The sequence below is a fragment of the Blastomonas sp. 34TW genome (assembly GCF_059803595.1).
Genome location: NZ_JAPFGW010000010.1, coordinates 94,141 through 111,340 on the forward strand (window position 1 = coordinate 94,141; position 17,200 = coordinate 111,340).

The 17,200-nt window shown below is 64.7% G+C and carries 17 protein-coding genes; 6 read left to right on the plus strand and 11 right to left on the minus strand.

The window, feature by feature from the left end:
• Positions 1 to 75 precede the first annotated feature (75 nt).
• The 4 genes from tilS to ptsP all read right to left on the minus strand — a co-directional run bounded on the left by tilS (position 76) and on the right by ptsP (position 5,475).
• Complete coding sequence (tilS, locus tag OPU69_RS13760) at positions 76 to 1,050, minus strand: tRNA lysidine(34) synthetase TilS (RefSeq protein WP_498511801.1); 975 nt, start codon at positions 1,048 to 1,050, stop codon at positions 76 to 78.
• Positions 1,034 to 2,002, minus strand: a complete 969-nt coding sequence (locus OPU69_RS13765) for a tetratricopeptide repeat protein (RefSeq protein ID WP_498511803.1) — start codon at positions 2,000 to 2,002, stop codon at positions 1,034 to 1,036. Before OPU69_RS13765 ends, tilS begins: the two co-directional genes overlap by 17 nt.
• Positions 2,003 to 2,137: 135 nt before the next feature.
• Positions 2,138 to 3,028: a helix-turn-helix domain-containing protein gene (locus tag OPU69_RS13770; RefSeq protein ID WP_060978863.1), complete on the minus strand. Its 891-nt coding sequence runs from the start codon at positions 3,026 to 3,028 to the stop codon at positions 2,138 to 2,140.
• A gap of 164 nt (positions 3,029 to 3,192) precedes the next feature.
• Entirely contained in the window at positions 3,193 to 5,475 is a 2,283-nt protein-coding gene (ptsP, locus tag OPU69_RS13775; protein ID WP_066115025.1) for a phosphoenolpyruvate--protein phosphotransferase, read from the minus strand.
• 141 nt (positions 5,476 to 5,616) lie between these two features.
• On the opposite strand from ptsP, the gene OPU69_RS13780 reads away from it, so the two are divergent.
• Positions 5,617 to 6,741: a DUF5694 domain-containing protein gene (locus OPU69_RS13780; RefSeq protein ID WP_498511806.1), complete on the plus strand. Its 1,125-nt coding sequence runs from the start codon at positions 5,617 to 5,619 to the stop codon at positions 6,739 to 6,741.
• 132 nt (positions 6,742 to 6,873) lie between these two features.
• Here the strand turns inward: OPU69_RS13780 and OPU69_RS13785 are convergent, their stop codons facing one another.
• Positions 6,874 to 7,032 (minus strand): YdcH family protein, encoded by a 159-nt coding sequence (locus OPU69_RS13785; protein ID WP_023838338.1) that lies wholly within the window; start codon positions 7,030 to 7,032, stop codon positions 6,874 to 6,876.
• Between the two features lie 206 nt (positions 7,033 to 7,238).
• Between OPU69_RS13785 and OPU69_RS13790 the strand changes: the two genes are divergently transcribed.
• From OPU69_RS13790 to OPU69_RS13805, 4 genes are all read left to right on the plus strand, one after another.
• On the plus strand, positions 7,239 to 7,436 hold the full coding sequence (locus tag OPU69_RS13790; protein WP_498511808.1) for a YdcH family protein: 198 nt from the start codon (positions 7,239 to 7,241) through the stop codon (positions 7,434 to 7,436).
• A 113-nt stretch (positions 7,437 to 7,549) separates the two neighbouring features.
• Positions 7,550 to 8,029: a DUF1465 family protein gene (locus OPU69_RS13795; protein WP_060978860.1), complete on the plus strand. Its 480-nt coding sequence runs from the start codon at positions 7,550 to 7,552 to the stop codon at positions 8,027 to 8,029.
• Between the two features lie 106 nt (positions 8,030 to 8,135).
• A complete protein-coding gene (locus OPU69_RS13800) occupies positions 8,136 to 9,242 on the plus strand; it encodes a phosphotransferase family protein (RefSeq protein WP_498511810.1) in 1,107 nt (368 codons plus the stop codon).
• Entirely contained in the window at positions 9,236 to 10,336 is a 1,101-nt protein-coding gene (locus OPU69_RS13805) for an Rv3169 family protein (protein WP_498511812.1), read from the plus strand. Before OPU69_RS13800 ends, OPU69_RS13805 begins: the two co-directional genes overlap by 7 nt.
• Before the next feature lie 3 nt (positions 10,337 to 10,339).
• Here OPU69_RS13805 and OPU69_RS13810 read toward each other — a convergent pair whose 3' ends face one another.
• The 6 genes from OPU69_RS13810 to OPU69_RS13835 form a co-directional block, all read right to left on the minus strand.
• A complete protein-coding gene (locus OPU69_RS13810; RefSeq protein ID WP_498511814.1) occupies positions 10,340 to 11,683 on the minus strand; it encodes an RcnB family protein in 1,344 nt (447 codons plus the stop codon).
• A gap of 193 nt (positions 11,684 to 11,876) precedes the next feature.
• Positions 11,877 to 12,359, minus strand: coding sequence for a free L-methionine (R)-S-oxide reductase MsrC (locus OPU69_RS13815; RefSeq protein ID WP_060978856.1), 483 nt, complete (start codon positions 12,357 to 12,359; stop codon positions 11,877 to 11,879).
• Between the two features lie 24 nt (positions 12,360 to 12,383).
• Entirely contained in the window at positions 12,384 to 12,791 is a 408-nt protein-coding gene (gene arfB / locus OPU69_RS13820; protein ID WP_060978855.1) for an alternative ribosome rescue aminoacyl-tRNA hydrolase ArfB, read from the minus strand.
• On the minus strand, positions 12,784 to 13,476 hold the full coding sequence (locus OPU69_RS13825; RefSeq protein WP_498511817.1) for an RluA family pseudouridine synthase: 693 nt from the start codon (positions 13,474 to 13,476) through the stop codon (positions 12,784 to 12,786). The genes arfB and OPU69_RS13825 overlap by 8 nt, the downstream gene beginning before the upstream one ends.
• A gap of 4 nt (positions 13,477 to 13,480) precedes the next feature.
• Positions 13,481 to 14,473 carry an LLM class flavin-dependent oxidoreductase gene (locus tag OPU69_RS13830; RefSeq protein WP_498511819.1) on the minus strand — a complete coding sequence of 331 codons (993 nt, stop codon included), beginning with the start codon at positions 14,471 to 14,473 and terminating at the stop codon, positions 13,481 to 13,483.
• A 66-nt stretch (positions 14,474 to 14,539) separates the two neighbouring features.
• Entirely contained in the window at positions 14,540 to 15,511 is a 972-nt protein-coding gene (locus OPU69_RS13835) for a hypothetical protein (protein ID WP_498511821.1), read from the minus strand.
• Between the two features lie 203 nt (positions 15,512 to 15,714).
• On the opposite strand from OPU69_RS13835, the gene OPU69_RS13840 reads away from it, so the two are divergent.
• Complete coding sequence (locus OPU69_RS13840) at positions 15,715 to 17,121, plus strand: cytochrome P450 (protein ID WP_060978851.1); 1,407 nt, start codon at positions 15,715 to 15,717, stop codon at positions 17,119 to 17,121.
• The last annotated feature ends 79 nt before the right edge of the window (positions 17,122 to 17,200 follow it).

Here is a 17,200-nt window from a genome sequence, read left to right on the forward strand (position 1 = left end):
ATAAACCATGATCAAGATAGGCTGCTAATCCTGAATGACAATATAATCCGCCCGCGCTTTGGCCTGCGATCGACATTATTCTGGCGCAGAACCCCCGGTCGATGCGCTGCGTGGCGGAGCGGGGCGCAAATGCCAGCCCCGGCCATCCGCCGCGGGCCCGCACAGGACATCGCCGATCATCCCCTGCCCTCCGCCTGCCAGCGTATCGAGAAGCCGATCCAGCGCAGGTCCGCGCACGGCAATTCCCGGTTGCACGCGGTCCAGCGCGATCAGCACCAGGCGGCGCAGCAGCGCAGGCGGGAAAGCGGTCTGCACCAGCCGGATTCCGTTGAAATCGCCGACAATTGCGGTCTCGGCCTCGCGCGACGCAATCCAATCGAGCGCCTCGCCTGCTTCGGCCAGCGCGCCCGCCGACCGCACCGCCATCAGCGGATCTATGACGTCAAGACCCTGCAGCGCGCGCCGCATCCTCACCCGGTCGAAATCGGCATTCGCGTTGCTGGGATCTTCGACAAAGCCAATGGCGTTGCGCTCGCAATGCGCGACCAGCTCTGCCTTGCGGAAGCCGAGCAGCGGACGCACGATCCGGCCGTTGCGCGCGCGCACCCCGGCCAGGCCATCCACCCCGCTGCCGCGGGCAAGCCGCATCAGCATGGTTTCGAGCTGGTCATCGGCATGGTGCGCAGTGATGATAAAGGCCGCGCCGATCGCATCGGCATGCGCAGCGAGCAATGCATAGCGCGCAGCGCGCGCCACCGATTGCAGGCTTCCCGTTATCGGCTGGTCGGGGCGGAGTACCGCGTGCCTCATACCGGTCGAGGCGCAAAACCGCGCCACCATCTCCGCCTCGTCGGCGCTTTCGGGGCGCAGACCATGATCCACGGTCGCCGCACTGACCGGTCCGAGCCAGCCGCGCCGGACCAGATCGGTCAGCGCCATGCTGTCGGGCCCGCCAGAGACGGCGAGCAGCAGATGCGCCTTGCTGTCGCCCGTCAGCGCGGTGAGTGCCGCGCTGACGCGATTGAGGTCCGCGTCACTTGCATCCGGCATTGCGGCGCCCGGCCGCGAGCCGGTCCGACAGACGCCCTGCCGCCACTTCGGGATAGACTTCGGCCAGCTCGGTAAAGGCGACACAGGCCTTGGGCTTCTCGTTGAGCTTGATCAGCGATTCGCCGAGGAAATACAGGCTTTCCGGGGCGCGATCGCCCTTGGGTTCCTTTTCGTAATTCTCGGCGAACATCTTGGCGGCAGCGCTCGGCTTGCCGTCGTCGAGATAGGCTCGCCCGAGCAGGTTGCGGGTGTAGCTCGACCGCTTGTGCTTGGGATGCTTTTCCAGCGCGAAACGCAGCTGCGCCTGCGCCTCGGGGAAGAACTTTGCCTCCCACAGGCGATAGCCGTAGAGATAGGCGTCCTCACCCGCATCGGCGCTTTGCGGCTTCTCGATCTTGGCGACGGCGGCGACGCGTTCGGCGCTCGGGGCGGCAGCGGCAGCGCTCGCCGCCGCGGGCGTGGCCGGACGCGGTGTTGCTGCGCCTACTCCCGGAGCGCCGGGAGCAGCCGTCGGTGCGGTTGCTGCGGAGGCGGCAGCAGCGGCGGCCTTGGCCTGCTCCTCAAGCTGCAGGAGCCGCTTTTCGAGCTGGCCGATCTTGAAGCCATTTTCCTCGGTCTGGGCGGTCAGCCGGGTGATCTGGGTTTCCAGCGTGTCCACGCGCTGCAGCAAGTCGGTCAGCGGCGCGCTCGCCGAAACACCGCCGGGGGTCGGCGTGGCGGTCGGCGCTGCGATTTCGGGCTCGAAGAACCGGTCCGAGGCTCCCGGGAAGACCTTGCGCTGAACGGCGCGCATTTCCGATTCCAGCTTCTTGACGCGCGGTTCCAGCGGAGCGGCCTGCGCCGCAGCGGGACTGGCGGTGGCGACCAGCGCTGCCATCACCGTGCCAGCGAGCATCCGGGCAGATAGGCCGATCCGGCGCGGAATTACGGGTGATAGGCGGGCGGTCGTCATGTCAGGCTCCAGATCGAACGGATGTCAGGCACAAAAGGTCTATAGGGCGATCGCCGCTTTCGTCAAAGCCGCGCGAGCACGAATTTGGATGGCATGACGTCACTGAACGCCAGTTGACCAGAGCGCTGATGCTGCTCAGCCCTCTGTACTGGCGCTGCGGCTTTCCTGGCTGGCTGTCGCTGCCGGAACAGCCGGGCGTGCCATCAGCGCGGCAGCCGTCACGGGCACGTCCTTGACCGCAACTTCGGAGGTACCGAGCGGTGCCACCGTGCGCCCGCCCACGGTGATCTCGAATGCATCGGGGCGACCGGTCCAGACCTGAGGATTCACTGCGTCGGTCGGCACCGTATATTGCTCGCCAAGCGCCATCTGCTTCTGCATCAGCTGCTTGCCCTCGCCATCATAAAATTTGATCCAGATATTGTCCTCGGTGGCGGTGAACACGACCTCTGCCTTGGGATCGACCGCAGGCGCGGACGGCGCCGTGCCTCCAGCCTTGCGCCTGGCAGGGGCGGCATCGCTCGCCGAGGCCGCATCGGCGGCCTGGGCAAGTTCCTCGACATTCGCCGCAGGGAACAGATAGCTGCGCCAGATCCCGAACCCGGCCAGCAGGATGACCGCGCCGGTCACCGCCGCAAGCAGCGCCAGCTTTGCCGACGGGACCTTGCTCGGCTCGTCGAGATCGAACTGGGTGACCTCGCGGGTCGGCACGTGCGATGCGCCACCCAGCGCTTCGCGAATCTGCTGGGCAATCTCTTCTTCGGGAAGTTCGACCGCGCGCGCATAGGCCTTGCCGAAGCCGATCGCATAGGTCCGTCCTGGCAGCGTTTCGAACTTTCCCGCCTCCATCGCTTCGAGATGGCGCATGGGAATGCGGGTGCGCGAGGCGATGTCGTTGAGTGTCAGGCTGCGCGCCACACGGGCAGAGGCCAGCCGCTCGCCGACATGCGCGGGTGGAAACAGATCCCCGGTGGTCGCGCCATCCTCGGATGACGCACCACCTGCGTTATAGGGCGTGTCAGACACGTTTGCGCTCCCGATCCGGGTCGTCCCGGTTATCCTGTTGGCTCCATATCGGGAGAACCATGAACCAACCCCGAAGTCAACGAAATTGGCGGAATCTTAACCCATTCGGGCTTGAAAACAGTTGTAACGATCGTGTCGCAAATGGCTGACCAAAAAGGGTTGCGTCAGCCGAGCTCCACACCCTGCGCCATTGCCCAATCCTGCAGCACCTCCCGCATGTTGGTAGGCGGATAAGCCAGCATTTCTTCCATCTTGGCCGTGGCGGTCTGCAGGTCGAGCGAGCGCACCATGGCCTTGATCGGGCCGACAGCAGCCGGGGTGATCGACAGCCGGCGAATGCCGACCGCGAGAAGTGCAAGCGCTTCAAGCTGCCGCCCGCCCATCTCGCCGCAGACGGTCAGGTCGATATTATAGGGCTCGACCGCTTTGACGACCCTGCGGATGAAGCGCAGGATGGCCGGCGAAATCCAGTCATAGCGCTGCGCCAGCTTGGGATGCGCACGGTCCGCCGCGAGCAGGAACTGCGTGAGATCGTTGGTGCCGATCGAGAGGAAATCGATCTTTGGCCCCAATATGTCGAGCGTTTCGGCCAGCGCAGGCACCTCGAGCATCGCCCCGAAGCGGATGCGATCAGGCAGCAGCTTCTTGCGCCCCTTGAGAAAGGCGAGCTGATCGTCGAACACCTGGCGCGCCGCGTCGAACTCCCAGGGTTCGGCGATCATGGGGAACATGACATTGAGCGTCTTGCCGGCCGCCGCCTCGATCAGAGCGCGCGCCTGGACCTTGAGCAATCCGTCGCGCTCCAGCGCCACGCGCACCGCGCGCCAGCCCATGGCAGGATTTTCCTCGCCCGGCCCGTCCTCGCGCAGATAGGGCAGCGACTTGTCACCTCCGATATCAACCGTGCGGAACACGACCGGCTTTTCGCCCGCGGCATCGAGCACGTCACGGTACAACCGCAATTGCCGCTCGCGCTGCGGCAGGGTTGCGGACACAAGGAACTGGAATTCGGTGCGGAACAGCCCCACCCCGTCCGCACCCGTCACCGCGAGATGGGCGATATCGTCACGCAGACCCGCATTGATCAGCACGTCGACCCGCGTCCCGTCCTTGGTACGTGGCTCGACATCGCGCAGCGCGGCATAGGCGGCCTGCTTCTCGCGACTGCGCAGGAACTTGGCCTCGAACGCCTCGATCACCTGAGGCGCGGGCCGGATCAGCACCGAATTCTCGTTAGTGTCGATCAGCAGATGGTCGTCTTGCCGCACCTGGTGGAGGATGTTCCGCATCCGGCCCATCACCGGGATGCCCATCGCGCGTGCGACGATGGTGACATGCGCGGTCAGCGACCCCTCTTCCAGGATCACGCCCTTCAGCCGCCGACGGTCATATTCGAGCAATTCGGCCGGGCCCAGATTGCGCGCGATCAGGATGGTGTCCTGGCGCAACCCCATCTGCGCCGCCGTGCCGATCTGGCCCGAGACGATGCGCAGCAGCCGGTTGGAGAGGTCCTCCAGATCGTGCATCCGGTCGGCGAGCAGCGGGTCGTCGATCTGCCGCATCCGCATCCGGGTACGCTGCTGAACGCGCTCGATCGCGGCCTCGGCGGTCAGGCCGCTGTCGATCGCCTCGTTGATCCGCCGCGACCACCCTTCGTCATAGGCGAACATCTTGTAGGTCTCGAGCACCTCGTCATGCTCGCCGCCTTTGCCGAACTCGGCCTGGCTCGCCATCTTGTCGATCTGCTCGCGCATCTTGATAAAGGCGGAATAGACGCGCTGGCGCTCGGCCTCGACATCCTCGGCGACGACATGTTCGATAGTGATGCGTGGCTGGTGGAAGACCGCCTTGCCGCTGGCGAGCCCCGCGACGAGCGGGAAGCCCATTTCACGCTGCGAATGGGTGAGCTCGGCGCCCCCATCGAGCGCTGCCTGCGCATCGACCAGCCCGGCATTGGCGATCAGTTCGGACAGCACCATCGCCACGGTCTGCATCGCCTCGATCTCGACCTCGAGATAGCGGCGCGGCTCGACATGCTGGATGCACAGCACGCCCACGGCCCGCTCCATCCGCACGATCGGCACACCCGCGAAACTGTGGAACTTTTCCTCGCCGGTTTCGGGGCGATACTGGAAGTCCGGATGGGCGGTCGCCTCGGCAAGGTTCAGCGTCTCGACATTCTTGGCGATCGTGCCCGTCAGCCCCTGGCCGAGCGCCAGCTTGGTGACGTGCACCGCTTCCTGGTTCAGACCGCGTGTCGCGAACAGCTCGAGCACGCCTTCGCGCAACAGATAGATCGAGCACACCTCGCTGTTGAGCGAATCCCCGATGATGTCGACCACTTGATTGAGCTTGGCCTGCGCGTTGGTGCGCGCGGCCATGACATCGTGAAGCCGGGTGAGAATGTTGCGGGCGGCGAGCGTGGCGTTGATCTGGGCTTCGGACATGCAAGGGGGTCTAGCACGCAGCGCGACGGCGCGCCATCCGGGCTTCCATCCGATTTGGGGGATGATTTGACGATGGACAGCCCTGTTGATGCAGTGTAGCAATACAGCAATACACAATAATTCCCGGGGGTCATCTTGCCTTTGTCTTCGCCATTCGTTGCGGGCCTGACACGCGCCATTCCCATCGTCGCCGCGCTGGGCCTGGCCGCAGCGCCGCTTGCCGCGCAGGAATATCGCCCGAGCTTCGGTCCCCAGGATCTGAAAGGGCCGCCGCAGGGCGCACCCAACGAGGTTCTCGTGCTCGGCACGCCGCATCTTTCCGGGTTGCCCGAGCAATACACGGCTGCTGCGCTCAACGCATTGCTCGCTCCCGTGCTTGATCGCCTCGCAGCATGGAAACCCATGGCGATCGCGACCGAAAACCTGTCAGGCCTGCAATGCGACAGCCTGCGCCGCTACCCGCAGCGCTATGCCGAGACGGTGAAGACCTATTGCTTCGACCCGGCTGCAGCGGCCGCAGCGACCGGGCTGGATGTGCCAGCCGCCAATGCCGAGGCTGAGCGGCTGCTGGCGGACTGGCCGGCCGCGCCAACGCCGGGCCAGCGGCGCCATCTTGCGGCGGTCTTTCTCGCGGCGGGAGAGCCGGGTTCGGCGGTCGTCCAGTGGCTGCACCTGCCTCCCGAAGAACGCAAGGCGGGCGACGGGCTGACCGAGCCGCTGGCGCAATGGATCGAAAACCGGCTCACGCGAAAGGACGAGACCTGCCAGATCGCTGCTGCGCTGGCGGCAAGGCTTGGGCTGGAGCGGCTATGGAGCGTGGATGACCATTCGGCCGATACCCCGGGCCCCAACGACCCGGCGGAAAACAAGGCCTTCGAACAGGCGATTACCACAGCCTGGGACAATCCGGCCTCCAAGACTCGTCAGGACATGAGCGCCGCACTCGAAGCCAGGCTGGACCAGCCCGACGGGCTGCTGAATCTCTACCGCGCCTATAACGCTCCCGACGGCCCGATGCTGGTCTATCGTTCGGATTTCGGGGCCGCGCTGGCCGATCCCTCGCCGCAGGGCTTCGGCCGTCAGTATCTGGGCTATTGGGAAACGCGCAACCTGCGCATGGTCGCGAACATGCGCGATGTGCTGGGCCGCTATCCGGGCACGCGGATGCTCACCGTGGTGGGTTTGTCCCACAAGGGCTATTACGAAGCCTATCTCGACCAGATGCACGATGTCCGACTGGTCGATCCGCTGAGCGTCCTGCGCTAGCGCGGATGGCGGTAGCCACCGTCGCCCGACGCGCGCTCTGCCCCCGGTCCATCAGGACCTTGCAGGCGCGCCGGGCGGTCTTGCGGACGTCAGGCCCCCCGGCCGACATCCGCGGTGATCAGATCAGCCTGATCAATGCAGGCTGATTTCCTCCTTGATACGCAGTTTCTGCTTCTTGAGTTTGGCGATCAGCGCAGTGTCGGGTGCCGGCCTGCGCTCCTCGTCGTGGATCATCCGTTCGATACCAGCATGCTTGGCCTTGAGGGCTTCGGTATGGCTGTCGTTCAGCATGTATGTCTCCTTCGACTCGTTGCCTTCTCATCGTGGGGGGACAATCTAAACATAAAATTTCCGACCTGTCTTTGCGGTTATGCACAGGCGCGCTTGCATTGCGGCGAAACATTCCATAACCGCGATAACCGGCAGGCCTCGCGCCTGCGCTATGGCGATTCCGCCCCGTTTTCGGCGGCGGGCTGTGGTGGGGAAAGGGCGCGCGCGTGACAGAGGAAGAAGTCCGGCAGAAGCTGGCCTCATTGCGCATCGAACATCGCGATCTCGATCATGCCATCCTTGCGCTGAGCAACGGCGGCACTCCCGACATGCTGCAGCTTGCCCGGCTGAAGAAGCGCAAGCTGATGCTGCGCGACCAGATCGCCATCCTCGAAGACTATCTCATCCCCGACATCATTGCCTGAACCGGTTCACGCGCGACAAGGCGATTGTTCCGAGTTGACACACGGAGGTGTAACCGTGCGTTAACCAAGTCTTTGATCTGTGCATGTCCTTGCAGATTTGGCAGACAAGCCAAATGGAAAGCGTTCAATCCCCCTTCACGGCCAAGCTGGTCGAGTCGCTCTATGTCGAAGCGATGGTGCTCGCCGACGAGGCCCGCTCCTATTTCGAGCTCACCGTCGAACAGCAGGGCGTCGCCGATCAGGACGAAATCCGCATCGACATGTCGTGCGAGTCGCTGCGCGTGACCACGCGGCTGATGCATTCGATCGCGTGGCTGCTCAACCAGAAGGCGTTTTTCGCGGGCGAGCTTTCCGAGCACCAACTGCGCAGCCGCAGCCGCTCGCTGGGCAAATGCAGCAGCAGCGACCCGTTTGTCGTTGCCCGGCTCCCCGCCGAAGCGCAGCGGCTGGTCTATGAGACCCAGCACCTTCTCGATCGCCTGGTGCGACTGGAACGATCGCTCGAAGCCGATCGGCTCGGGTTTGCAGAGATCCAGGCAATGCACCCGATGGTGCACCAGATGCAGGCCCGGCTGGCGAGCGAACTCGCCTGACACCCCCCTGCACGCTCCCCCGTATTTGACGGATTGCAATTCGCCCTCGCTTGTTTAATCGTACGATTAAACAGACGCCGGACGCGATCCGGTGGAAAGGAGAGCGATGCCGGGATTTCCCACGCGAGCGGAAGAAATCAGCCGCGAGTGGCTGCAGGCCACGCTCGATGCCAGCGATGCGCTGCACGGCGCGCAAATCACCTCGATCGATATCGCGCCGATCGGCACCGGTCAGGTCGGCGATACCGTGCGGATCACTTTGGGCTATGATCGCCCTGCCCCGCACGCGCCGACATCCATTGCCGCGAAACTGCCGTCGCGCGACGCAACCAGCCGTGCAACGGCAGCGTATTTCCGGCTCTATCTGCGCGAGGTCAATTTCTACGCGCGCGTCGCCCCGCACATTCCGATGCGGGTGCCAAGGGTCTATGCCGCGCTGATCGACGAGGCGGGATGCGATTTCATCCTGCTGTTCGAGGATCTCGGCCCCGCCCGGGTGGGCAACCAGCTCCATTCGTGCACGCTGGCGGAGGCCGAGGCAGCGGTGCGCGAGGCGGCCTTGCTCCACGCGTCCACCGATGGCCTGCCGCTGCTCGACGAGGACTGGCTGTTGCCTGACCTTGCGGCGCGCGACTGGATCATCTCCGCCTATCCCGGGGCCCAGGCCATTTTTCGCGAGCGCTATGCCGGACAGATCGAGCCCGAATATCTCGATATCTGCGAACAGCTGGCCACGCATTGCGCCGCGTGGTTCCATTTCACGCCATCGACGCGCTGCATCACCCATGGCGACTATCGGCTCGACAACATGCTGTTCGACATCCGCGGGGGTGCCGAGCCGCTGGCGGTGGTCGACTGGCAGACCTGCGTCACCGGCGGCGGGACCAGCGATCTCGGCTACTTTCTCGGAACCGGCATCGGCAGCGAGTTGCGACATGCGCATGAGACGCAGTTGATCGACCTGTATTGCGCCGAGATGACCCGGCTGGGCGTGCCGCGCCACCGCGCCCAGATCTGGGACGAATATCGCATCGGCGCGCTGTCGGGCCTTTCTACTGCGGTATTCAGTGCCGCCTTTGTCGAACGCACAGAGCGCGGCGACGCCAATTTCCTTTCCATGGCGCGCGGCGCGTGCAGCCTCGCGCTCGATCATGACAGCATCGGCGCCTTGCTGCGTTGGGCAGAAAACCATTCGGAGGCAAGCACATGCTGACCAAAGGTGATGATTTTCCTCTGCACCAGACGGCCGAGCCGATTGCCTATTCGGGAACCGACCGCAATTTCTACGACCGCTATTTCTTCAACGGCTATAACCCCGATGGCAGCGGATTTTTCGCGCTAGCGTTCGGCGTCTACCCGCATCTTGACATAGCAGACGCCAGTTTTTCCTGTATTCGCAATGGTGTGCAACACAATCTTCATGCGTCGCGCGAACTTGGCATGGAGCGGATGGACCTGGAGGTCGGCCCGATCCGGATCGAGGTGATCGAACCGCTCCGTGTGCTGCGCGTGCATGTTGATGGCGAAGGCATCAAGGCGGAACTGACCTTTACCGGTCGCGCCTTCCCGATCGAGGAGCCGCGCTTCACCTTTCGCAACGGCCCGCGCACCTTCATGGATTATACCCGGATGACGCAGAACGGCCATTATACTGGCTGGATCGAGGTCGATGGCGCGCGGATCGAACTCGCACCGGGGTGCAGCGGCACCCGCGATCGCAGTTGGGGGGTGCGGCCAGTGGGCGCCGCCGACATGCAACCGCATTCGGCCAGCCGCCAACCGTGCTTCTTCTGGCAATGGACCCCGGTCAATCTGGAGCGACGCAGCCTGTTCTTCCATGTGAACGCGCATCGCAGCGGCACGCCGTGGAACACCCGTGCGGCGATCGCACCCGATGGCGCGGCGCATGACGGCTTTGTCGAGACCCCCGCTGCGCGCATGACGACCCGTCATCATCCCGGCACCCGATGGCCGGCGGGCGGCGAGCTCAGCATCGATACCGATAGTGGGCCGCTCATGGTGACGTTCGAGCCGGTGCAGCGCTTCCAGATGCGCGGCCTTGGCTATACCTGCCCGCGCTGGGGCCATGGCCTCCATCATGGCGCGCTCGCGGTGGAGCGCGAGGATTTCGACCTCGCCGCGCTCGATCCGCTTGCCCCCGACATGGGCAATCTGCACGTGCAAATCCTCTGCCGCGTCACCACCAGCGACGGCGAGCGCGGCATGGGAACGTTCGAGCAGCTGGTGCTCGGCCCCTATGATCCCTGGGGACTGACCGGCTATGTCGACACGCCGGTCAGCAGCTGAGCCTCACTTGCGATAGACGCGCACGTTCTTGCTGCGGTGATGTACCACCGGAGCAGGGTGCGCGGGCGCCTCTTCGGTCACGACCACGGTCTCGTTGCAGTTGCAGCTGCCCGGGGTGATCGTGACCGTGGTGACGATCGGCGGCGGGTAATAGTAATAATAGCCCGGAGGCGGCGGCGGATAGCCACCCGGCTGGCCCGGTGCGACCGGCTGCTGCGCCAGCAGGCGCTTGCAGCGTTCGCGGTCCTCGGCCTTGTCGATCAGCATACCGGCGAGCGCGCCGACACCTGCGCCGATCAGGGTGCCTCCGGTACGATTGCCGCGCCCGGCTATGCGGTTACCCGCCAGACCGCCAAGCCCCGCGCCGATCGCAGCGCCGCCTACACCGTTGTCGCGCCGACAGATTTCCAGGAATGTCCTGTCATCGAGCTGCGCATAGCCGGTAGCGGCAGGCGGCGCATAAGCAGGGAGGCCCGGAGGTGGCGGCGGTGGCGCGTAGCGCACGGAATTGCCCCCGGCAGCTTCGGCCGCGAGCAGCCGCTTGCAGCGCTCGCGATCTTCGGCCTTGTCGATCACCATCCCTGCGATCGCACCGACGCCCGCGCCGATCAATGTGCCGCCCGTGCGATCACCGCGCCCGGCGATGCGATTGCCTGCCAGGCCGCCCACGGCAGCCCCGGCTGCTGCACCGCCCAGGCCATTGTCGCGGCGGCATGCCTCCAGAAACGCAGGCTCGTCCACCGGCGCATAGGCAGGTGGCGGTGGCGGCGGCTGGTCGGGATCGAAGTCGACACCGGCCGGTTCTTCCGAACTGCGCACCCAGTGCGTACCCTGAACGACGTCATCATTGCCCAGCAACAGGCTCTGATCGTAATTATAAGGGTCGTAATCGGGCGAATAGACCTGGCTTGTCACGGTCGTGGCTGCGGCACCCGGTGCCTGCTGCCAGTTGACGCCCTGCACGCTGTCATAAACCCGGCCGTTGCGATCGGTCAGCACCGCATCGTCATAATAGCGCGACCAACCGAAACCCTGGGCTGGGCGCGGCAGCCGGTAGCCCTGCCAGTTGGCGATATAATAGGTCGGCGCGATCCAGACTCGCGGCAGGATGAAGCCGCGGAACGGACGGACATAGGCCGGAGCGCCGACTGGAAACCGCGTGCCAAAGCCGGGGCGAACCACGGTCGCGCCATTGAGCGCGCTGGCCAGCCCCAGATCGACGTGGCCGGCGGCCGGTTTTTTCAGCGGCGATTCGGCGGCGTGGGCGCTGCTCGCCATGGCGTTCGCAGCCATCAGGCTGGCGGCAAGGACGGCATGACGCATCGAAGCAAAGGCGCGGCTCTTCATGGTTAACTCCCCTTGGGCAAACACCAGGCGATCCAGCTCGGCAATGCGCAATATGGCGCGTTCCGGCAAAGAATTGTTAAGCCTTTGTTAGCATTTGCTTGCCGAGCGCACCATCGCGCGAATGTAAAACCGGCGCGCCGCCCTGTCCCTGTTTCAATATGGGGCAGACCGGGATGTCGGGGTTAAGCGCGGATCAGATGCGCCCTGCCAGGCTACGGGCCAGCCGCTCGATCCCGGCCTGATCGTCGGCGTCAAACCGCCCAATCCGGGGGCTGTCGAGATCAATGACATGCGTGACCTTGCCCTCATGGAACACGGGCACGACCAGCTCCGATTGGCTCGCGGCATCGCAGGCGATATGGCCGGGAAAGGCGTGGACATCCTTGACCAGCTGCGTTTCTCCACTGGCCGCGGCGGTGCCGCACACCCCGCTGGCCAGCGCGATGCGGATGCACGCAGGCTTGCCTACGAACGGGCCCAGCACCAGCTCGCCTTCGACCATGCGATAGAAGCCCGCCCAGTTGAGATCAGGCAGGAACTGCCAGATCAGCGCCGCGACATTGGCCATGTTCGCCACCCCGTCGGGCTCGCCATCGACCAGTGCCATGGCGGCAGAATGCAGGTCGTCATAAAGCTGCGCCTTGGGAGCGTTGGGATCAATATCGAATGCGTACATGTTGTTAGGTCCAGTTTGTGAGATTCAATCGAAGGAGACCCTACCCCGGTTCTTCTTGATGGTGGAGCGGTTCTTCTTTCCTGCAAGCCGCTCGGTCTTGCCGACCCGGTTGAGGCGTGACTTGGCACGGACGGCGGGGAGGTCATGCGCTTCGGCGAGCAAGGCGGCAAGCCGTTCGCGCGCCTCGCGGCGGTTCGCCTCCTGCGTCCTGTGACTGCGCGCCTGGATGACGAGTTCGCCATCCTGGTTGATCCGGCTGCCAGCCAGCGCACGCAACCGGCTGTACACCAGCGGCGGCAGGCCAAGCGCGAAGATGTTGACGTGCAACTGCACCGCCGTCGCCACCTTGTTGACATTCTGTCCGCCAGGTCCGGAAGCGGTGATAAATCGCTCCGAAACAATGGCATGATCCGGAATATTGATATCAGCCATCAGCATTCGCCGGTTCGGCAAAACCCAGTTTGCGAAAACGGTCCGGCATGGGAGCGCGCGCGACAATCGGCGGTTTGCCATCGCGCGGAACCGTCAGATGGGCCGCGTGGAGCATCAAGCCGGCGGGATCGGCGCGACCATAGACCGGATCTCCAACGAGCGCATGACCCAGCCCATGGAGTGCATGCACGCGGATCTGATGGGTGCGGCCTGTCTCGGGGCGGAATTCGACCAGGGTCTTGCCACCAACCACCGCTACTTGCCGCCAGTGCGTCACGGCGCGCTTGCCTTGGGGAGACGGAACAATCCGCCATCCGTCTGCTGCGCTGCTTGTCTTGGTCAGCGCAAGCTCGATGGTTCCTTGCCCCTGCGCCAATACCCCTTCGATCAGCCCCCAATAGAGTTTGCTCACCTGCCCGCTCTCGAACGCGGCACCAAAGCGCTTGAGCGCCTTGGCATGCCGCGCCAGTAACAGGCAGCCGGATGTGTCCTGGTCCAGCCGGTGCACAGGTTGCGGTTCGCGCTGGAACCCGAAGCGCAGCTGGGGAAGGAAATCCTCGAGGCTGCGTCCGCCCTTTCTCGGGCGGCTGACGGGCAGGCCGGCGGGCTTGTCGATGACCAGCGCCTCGCCATCGCTGAACGGCAACGCACTTTCGGCACAGAAATCGGGAAAGACTGGCGGCATGGGTTCAGGCCGCCTCGGCCAGCGCCATGCTCTGCGCGAACAGTTCGATCGCGCGCAGCCGGTCGTGCTGGTGGTAGGCATTGCACGAGATCATGACTTCGTCCGCGCCAAAGGCCTCGGCCAGCGCCAGCACCTTGCTCCGCACCGCATCGGGCGTACCGAAGGCCGCGATCCGCGCCTGTGCGCCGATGATCATCGCCTCGCGCTCGGTAAAGCCCATGTCGAGGCTCTCTTCGGGCGAGACCGCCGGCTGCGTCCCGCCGCCGAGAAGGCGCGCGATATTGAGGAAATAGTTCTTGCGCAGCAGCTCGGCGCGCTCGGCATCGTCGCAGGCAAAGGCGGTGGTCGCGAGCATCACATAGGGCTCTGCCAACTGCGCGCTGGGCCGGAAATTGCGTCGATACAGATCGGTAAGCTCAGGACTGGCCTGCGGGTTGATGAACAGCGCGAGAGCATAAGGCAGGCCAAGGGAACCGGCCAGCATCGCGCTGTCCGGGCTGGTACCGAGAATCCAGACCGGGACATCGCCCGCCGGTTCGGGGCTCAACCTTGGTTCGGTCAGGCTCCCGTTCATATAGCCAACCAGATCAGCGACTTGGCTCGGAAACTCGCGAAACGATGGAGGGTGAGGCGCGGACAGCGCCGCAGCGACCCGCATCTCGCCACCCGGTGCCCGACCGACGCCCAGATCGATCCGGCCCGGATAGAGATTGCTCAGCACCGCAAATTGCTCGGCCACTTTGTAGGCACTGTAATGCGGCAGCATGACGCCGCCCGATCCCAAGCGGATGCGCCGAGTATGCGCACCCATCGCCGCGATCAGGATCTCGGGCGCGCTGCCGCACAGAAAGCGGCTGGCATGATGTTCGGACACCCATAGGCGGTGATAGCCCAGCCGGTCGGCCAGCCGCGCCGCCTCGAGCGTCGCCTCCAGGGCATCGCTGGCAGAGACGTCGGCAAAGCGCACCGACTGATCGAGAAGCGAGAAAAGCGTCATGCCCTCAAGAATAGGGCTTTCGGGGCGGGTCACAAGCCCGGCTGTCACCCGCCCATGCGAAAACGGTCAATCCTCGCGAACGTCCTGGGGTCGAACCCCGCCGCTATCGGACACTCCGCCGGGGCCCCGCGGGCGAGAGCGTTCGATGATCTGGGGCGGGCGTTCCTGACGCTGCGGCCGCTCTGCCCGCGGCGGACGTTCGGCGCGCGGTGGCGGAGTGAAGCCCGGCTGAGCGCCTGGTTGCGGCTGGCGCATCTCCGGCCGCGCGCGACCTTCCCCCCTGCCCTGCCAATCGCCCCTGCCCTGGCGGTCACCACGGCCCTGCCAGTTGCGCCCGCCCTGGCCGTCCGGGAGCATCTGGCCGTCGCCACGGCGGGGACGGTCGCCTCGACCCTGCCAGTCACGCCCCGGCGTCTGAGGTTGCCCTATCTGATCCTGCTGGCGCTGCTGCCAGCGCTCCAGGCGCCGCTGGCGGTCTTCCGGGGTCAGCCCGCCCATCCGTTCGCGCTCGCCGCGCCGCGTACGTGGGAATTCGGGATTGTCGGCCTGCTGTTCGCGCCGCCAGTCGCGGCGGTCGTCAAGCGTCTCGCGGCGGTCGCGCCGCCAATCGCGCCGATCATCCCTCCGGTCACCGCGGCGATCATCGCGAAATTCGCGCCGATCGGCTCGGCGCTGCTGGTAATATTGCCAGCGCTGTTGCCCCCAGTAGCGGCGATGCCTGTCCTGCATCGCGAAGCGGCGGCCGCCGGGGCGATCGTAGATCCAGGTGCCATAGCCGGGATAATAGAAATTGTCCCAATATCCGCCGCCAAAGCCGATCTGACCGAAGCCATAGCCATAGTCGCAGCCATACCAGCTGTCCCAGGCGGAGAAGCCATCGCAATAGGGATTGAAGCCGCCGGCATAGCCGCTGCCGACCCCCACCGAGACGCCGCCATAGCCATCATAGCCGTCCAGCCCATAGACACAGCCCGAAAGCGAGACCGCTCCAAGCGCCAGCGCAATCATCCGCGCCGCGCGGGCACGGGTTTTCTGCAAGAAGGAAACAGGGTTCAACGCATCATCCCCTAAGCCGCAAGCCAGGCGCGGCGGGCCGCCGGAGCGGGGCTCCGATTTTCCGTTCATACAAACTGCCAGTTGAATTAACGATGAATGGCATTTCGAAAGCGACGGATCGCTTGCTAACATAGGTGTCAGTTGGTATTTAATGGATCGATTAAACCAGAGCAGAGGATTCCCCCATGGCCACCGTGATTGCTCCGCCGCGCGAGATGTTTCCCGACCACACCATCCAGCGTGACAGCGGCAATCCGCACTGGACGCGGATGCCCGGTCCCGGATCGCTCGATCATATTCCGGGCGAGGATGGCCTGCCGATCGTCGGTGTCACCTTCAAGATGCTCGCCGATCCCGAGAAGTTCGGCAACGAGATGCGCGAGAAATATGGTCCGGTCTATCGCACCAATGCCTTTGGCCGCCGTCAGGTCGCGCTGTTCGGTGCCGATGCCAACGAGTTGGTGCTGTTCGACCGCGACAAGCTGTTCTCTTCCGAGCAGGGCTGGGGCCCGGTGCTCAACCTGCTGTTCCCGCGCGGACTGATGCTGATGGATTTCGACCATCACCGTGCCGATCGCCGCGCATTGTCGATCGCGTTCAAGCCCGGCCCGATGCGGCACTATTCGGAAAAGTTGAACGAGGGCATTGCCGCGCGCGTTGCCGAATGGTCGAACCGTGACATTCTGTTCTACAGTGAAATCAAGAAGTTGACGCTCGATCTTGCGGCAACCTCTTTCCTCGGCATTCCCTGGGGGCCTGAGGCGGACCGGATCAACAAGGCCTTTGTCGATATGGTCCAGGCGTCGATCGGCGTGGTGCGCCGCCCCCTCCCCTTTACCAAGATGGGGCGCGGCGTGGCCGGCCGGAAATTCCTGGTCGATTATTTCACCCCCGAGGTGCAGAAACGCCGCGAGCAGCAGGGACCGGACATGTTCAGCCAGTTCTGCCGCGCCACACGCGACGATGGCAGCCTGCTCACCACCGACGAGGTGGTCGATCACATGAACTTCCTGATGATGGCGGCGCACGATACCATCACCTCGTCGGCAAGCTCGCTGATCTGGCTGCTGGCGCGCCATCCCGAATGGCAGGATCGCATCCGTGCCGAACTGCTCGAGCACGCGCCTGCCGGCACGCCGATGCCTTATGATTCGCTGCCCAATCTCGAGCTCACCGAAATGGCGTTCAAGGAAGCGCTGCGGATGATCCCGCCCGTGCCCTCGACCCCGCGCCGCGCGCTGCGCGATTTCGAATTCGGCGGTTATCGCATTCCTGCAGGGACCCCGGTCAGCATCAGCGCGGCCTTCACCCACAAGCAGGAAGAGCATTGGCCCGAACCGCACCGGTTCGATCCGATGCGTTTCACCGCGGAAGCCACGCGCAACCGGCACAAATATGCCTGGGTGCCGTTCGGCGGCGGAGCGCATATGTGCCTGGGGCTGCACTTTGCCTATATGCAGATCAAGGTGCTGCTGCATCATGTGCTCAGTCAGCACCGGATCGTTACCGAGCCCGGCTATGCCCCCGAATGGCAAGCCTGGCCGATCCCGCAGCCGCGCGATGGGCTCAAGGTGCGCTTCGAGCGGATCTGACCGGCCGCAGCACACAAAACACTTCGTCACCCCCGCGAAGGCGGGGGTCCCGCTTCTGCGCGACGGTCGGTGAAGGTAG

Bases quoted from the DNA above. Each gene is read 5' to 3' on its own strand.
- tilS (WP_498511801.1), bottom strand. From the start codon at position 1,050: ATGCCGGATGCAAGTGACGCGGACCTCAATCGCGTCAGCGCGGCACTC.
- OPU69_RS13765 (WP_498511803.1), bottom strand. From the start codon at position 2,002: ATGACGACCGCCCGCCTATCACCCGTAATTCCGCGCCGGATCGGCCTA.
- ptsP (WP_066115025.1), bottom strand. From the start codon at position 5,475: ATGTCCGAAGCCCAGATCAACGCCACGCTCGCCGCCCGCAACATTCTC.
- OPU69_RS13785 (WP_023838338.1), bottom strand. From the start codon at position 7,032: ATGCTGAACGACAGCCATACCGAAGCCCTCAAGGCCAAGCATGCTGGT.
- OPU69_RS13795 (WP_060978860.1), top strand. From the start codon at position 7,550: ATGGAAAGCGTTCAATCCCCCTTCACGGCCAAGCTGGTCGAGTCGCTC.
- OPU69_RS13800 (WP_498511810.1), top strand. From the start codon at position 8,136: ATGCCGGGATTTCCCACGCGAGCGGAAGAAATCAGCCGCGAGTGGCTG.
- OPU69_RS13805 (WP_498511812.1), top strand. From the start codon at position 9,236: ATGCTGACCAAAGGTGATGATTTTCCTCTGCACCAGACGGCCGAGCCG.
- OPU69_RS13810 (WP_498511814.1), bottom strand. From the start codon at position 11,683: ATGAAGAGCCGCGCCTTTGCTTCGATGCGTCATGCCGTCCTTGCCGCC.
- OPU69_RS13815 (WP_060978856.1), bottom strand. From the start codon at position 12,359: ATGTACGCATTCGATATTGATCCCAACGCTCCCAAGGCGCAGCTTTAT.
- arfB (WP_060978855.1), bottom strand. From the start codon at position 12,791: ATGGCTGATATCAATATTCCGGATCATGCCATTGTTTCGGAGCGATTT.
- OPU69_RS13825 (WP_498511817.1), bottom strand. From the start codon at position 13,476: ATGCCGCCAGTCTTTCCCGATTTCTGTGCCGAAAGTGCGTTGCCGTTC.
- OPU69_RS13830 (WP_498511819.1), bottom strand. From the start codon at position 14,473: ATGACGCTTTTCTCGCTTCTCGATCAGTCGGTGCGCTTTGCCGACGTC.
- OPU69_RS13840 (WP_060978851.1), top strand. From the start codon at position 15,715: ATGGCCACCGTGATTGCTCCGCCGCGCGAGATGTTTCCCGACCACACC.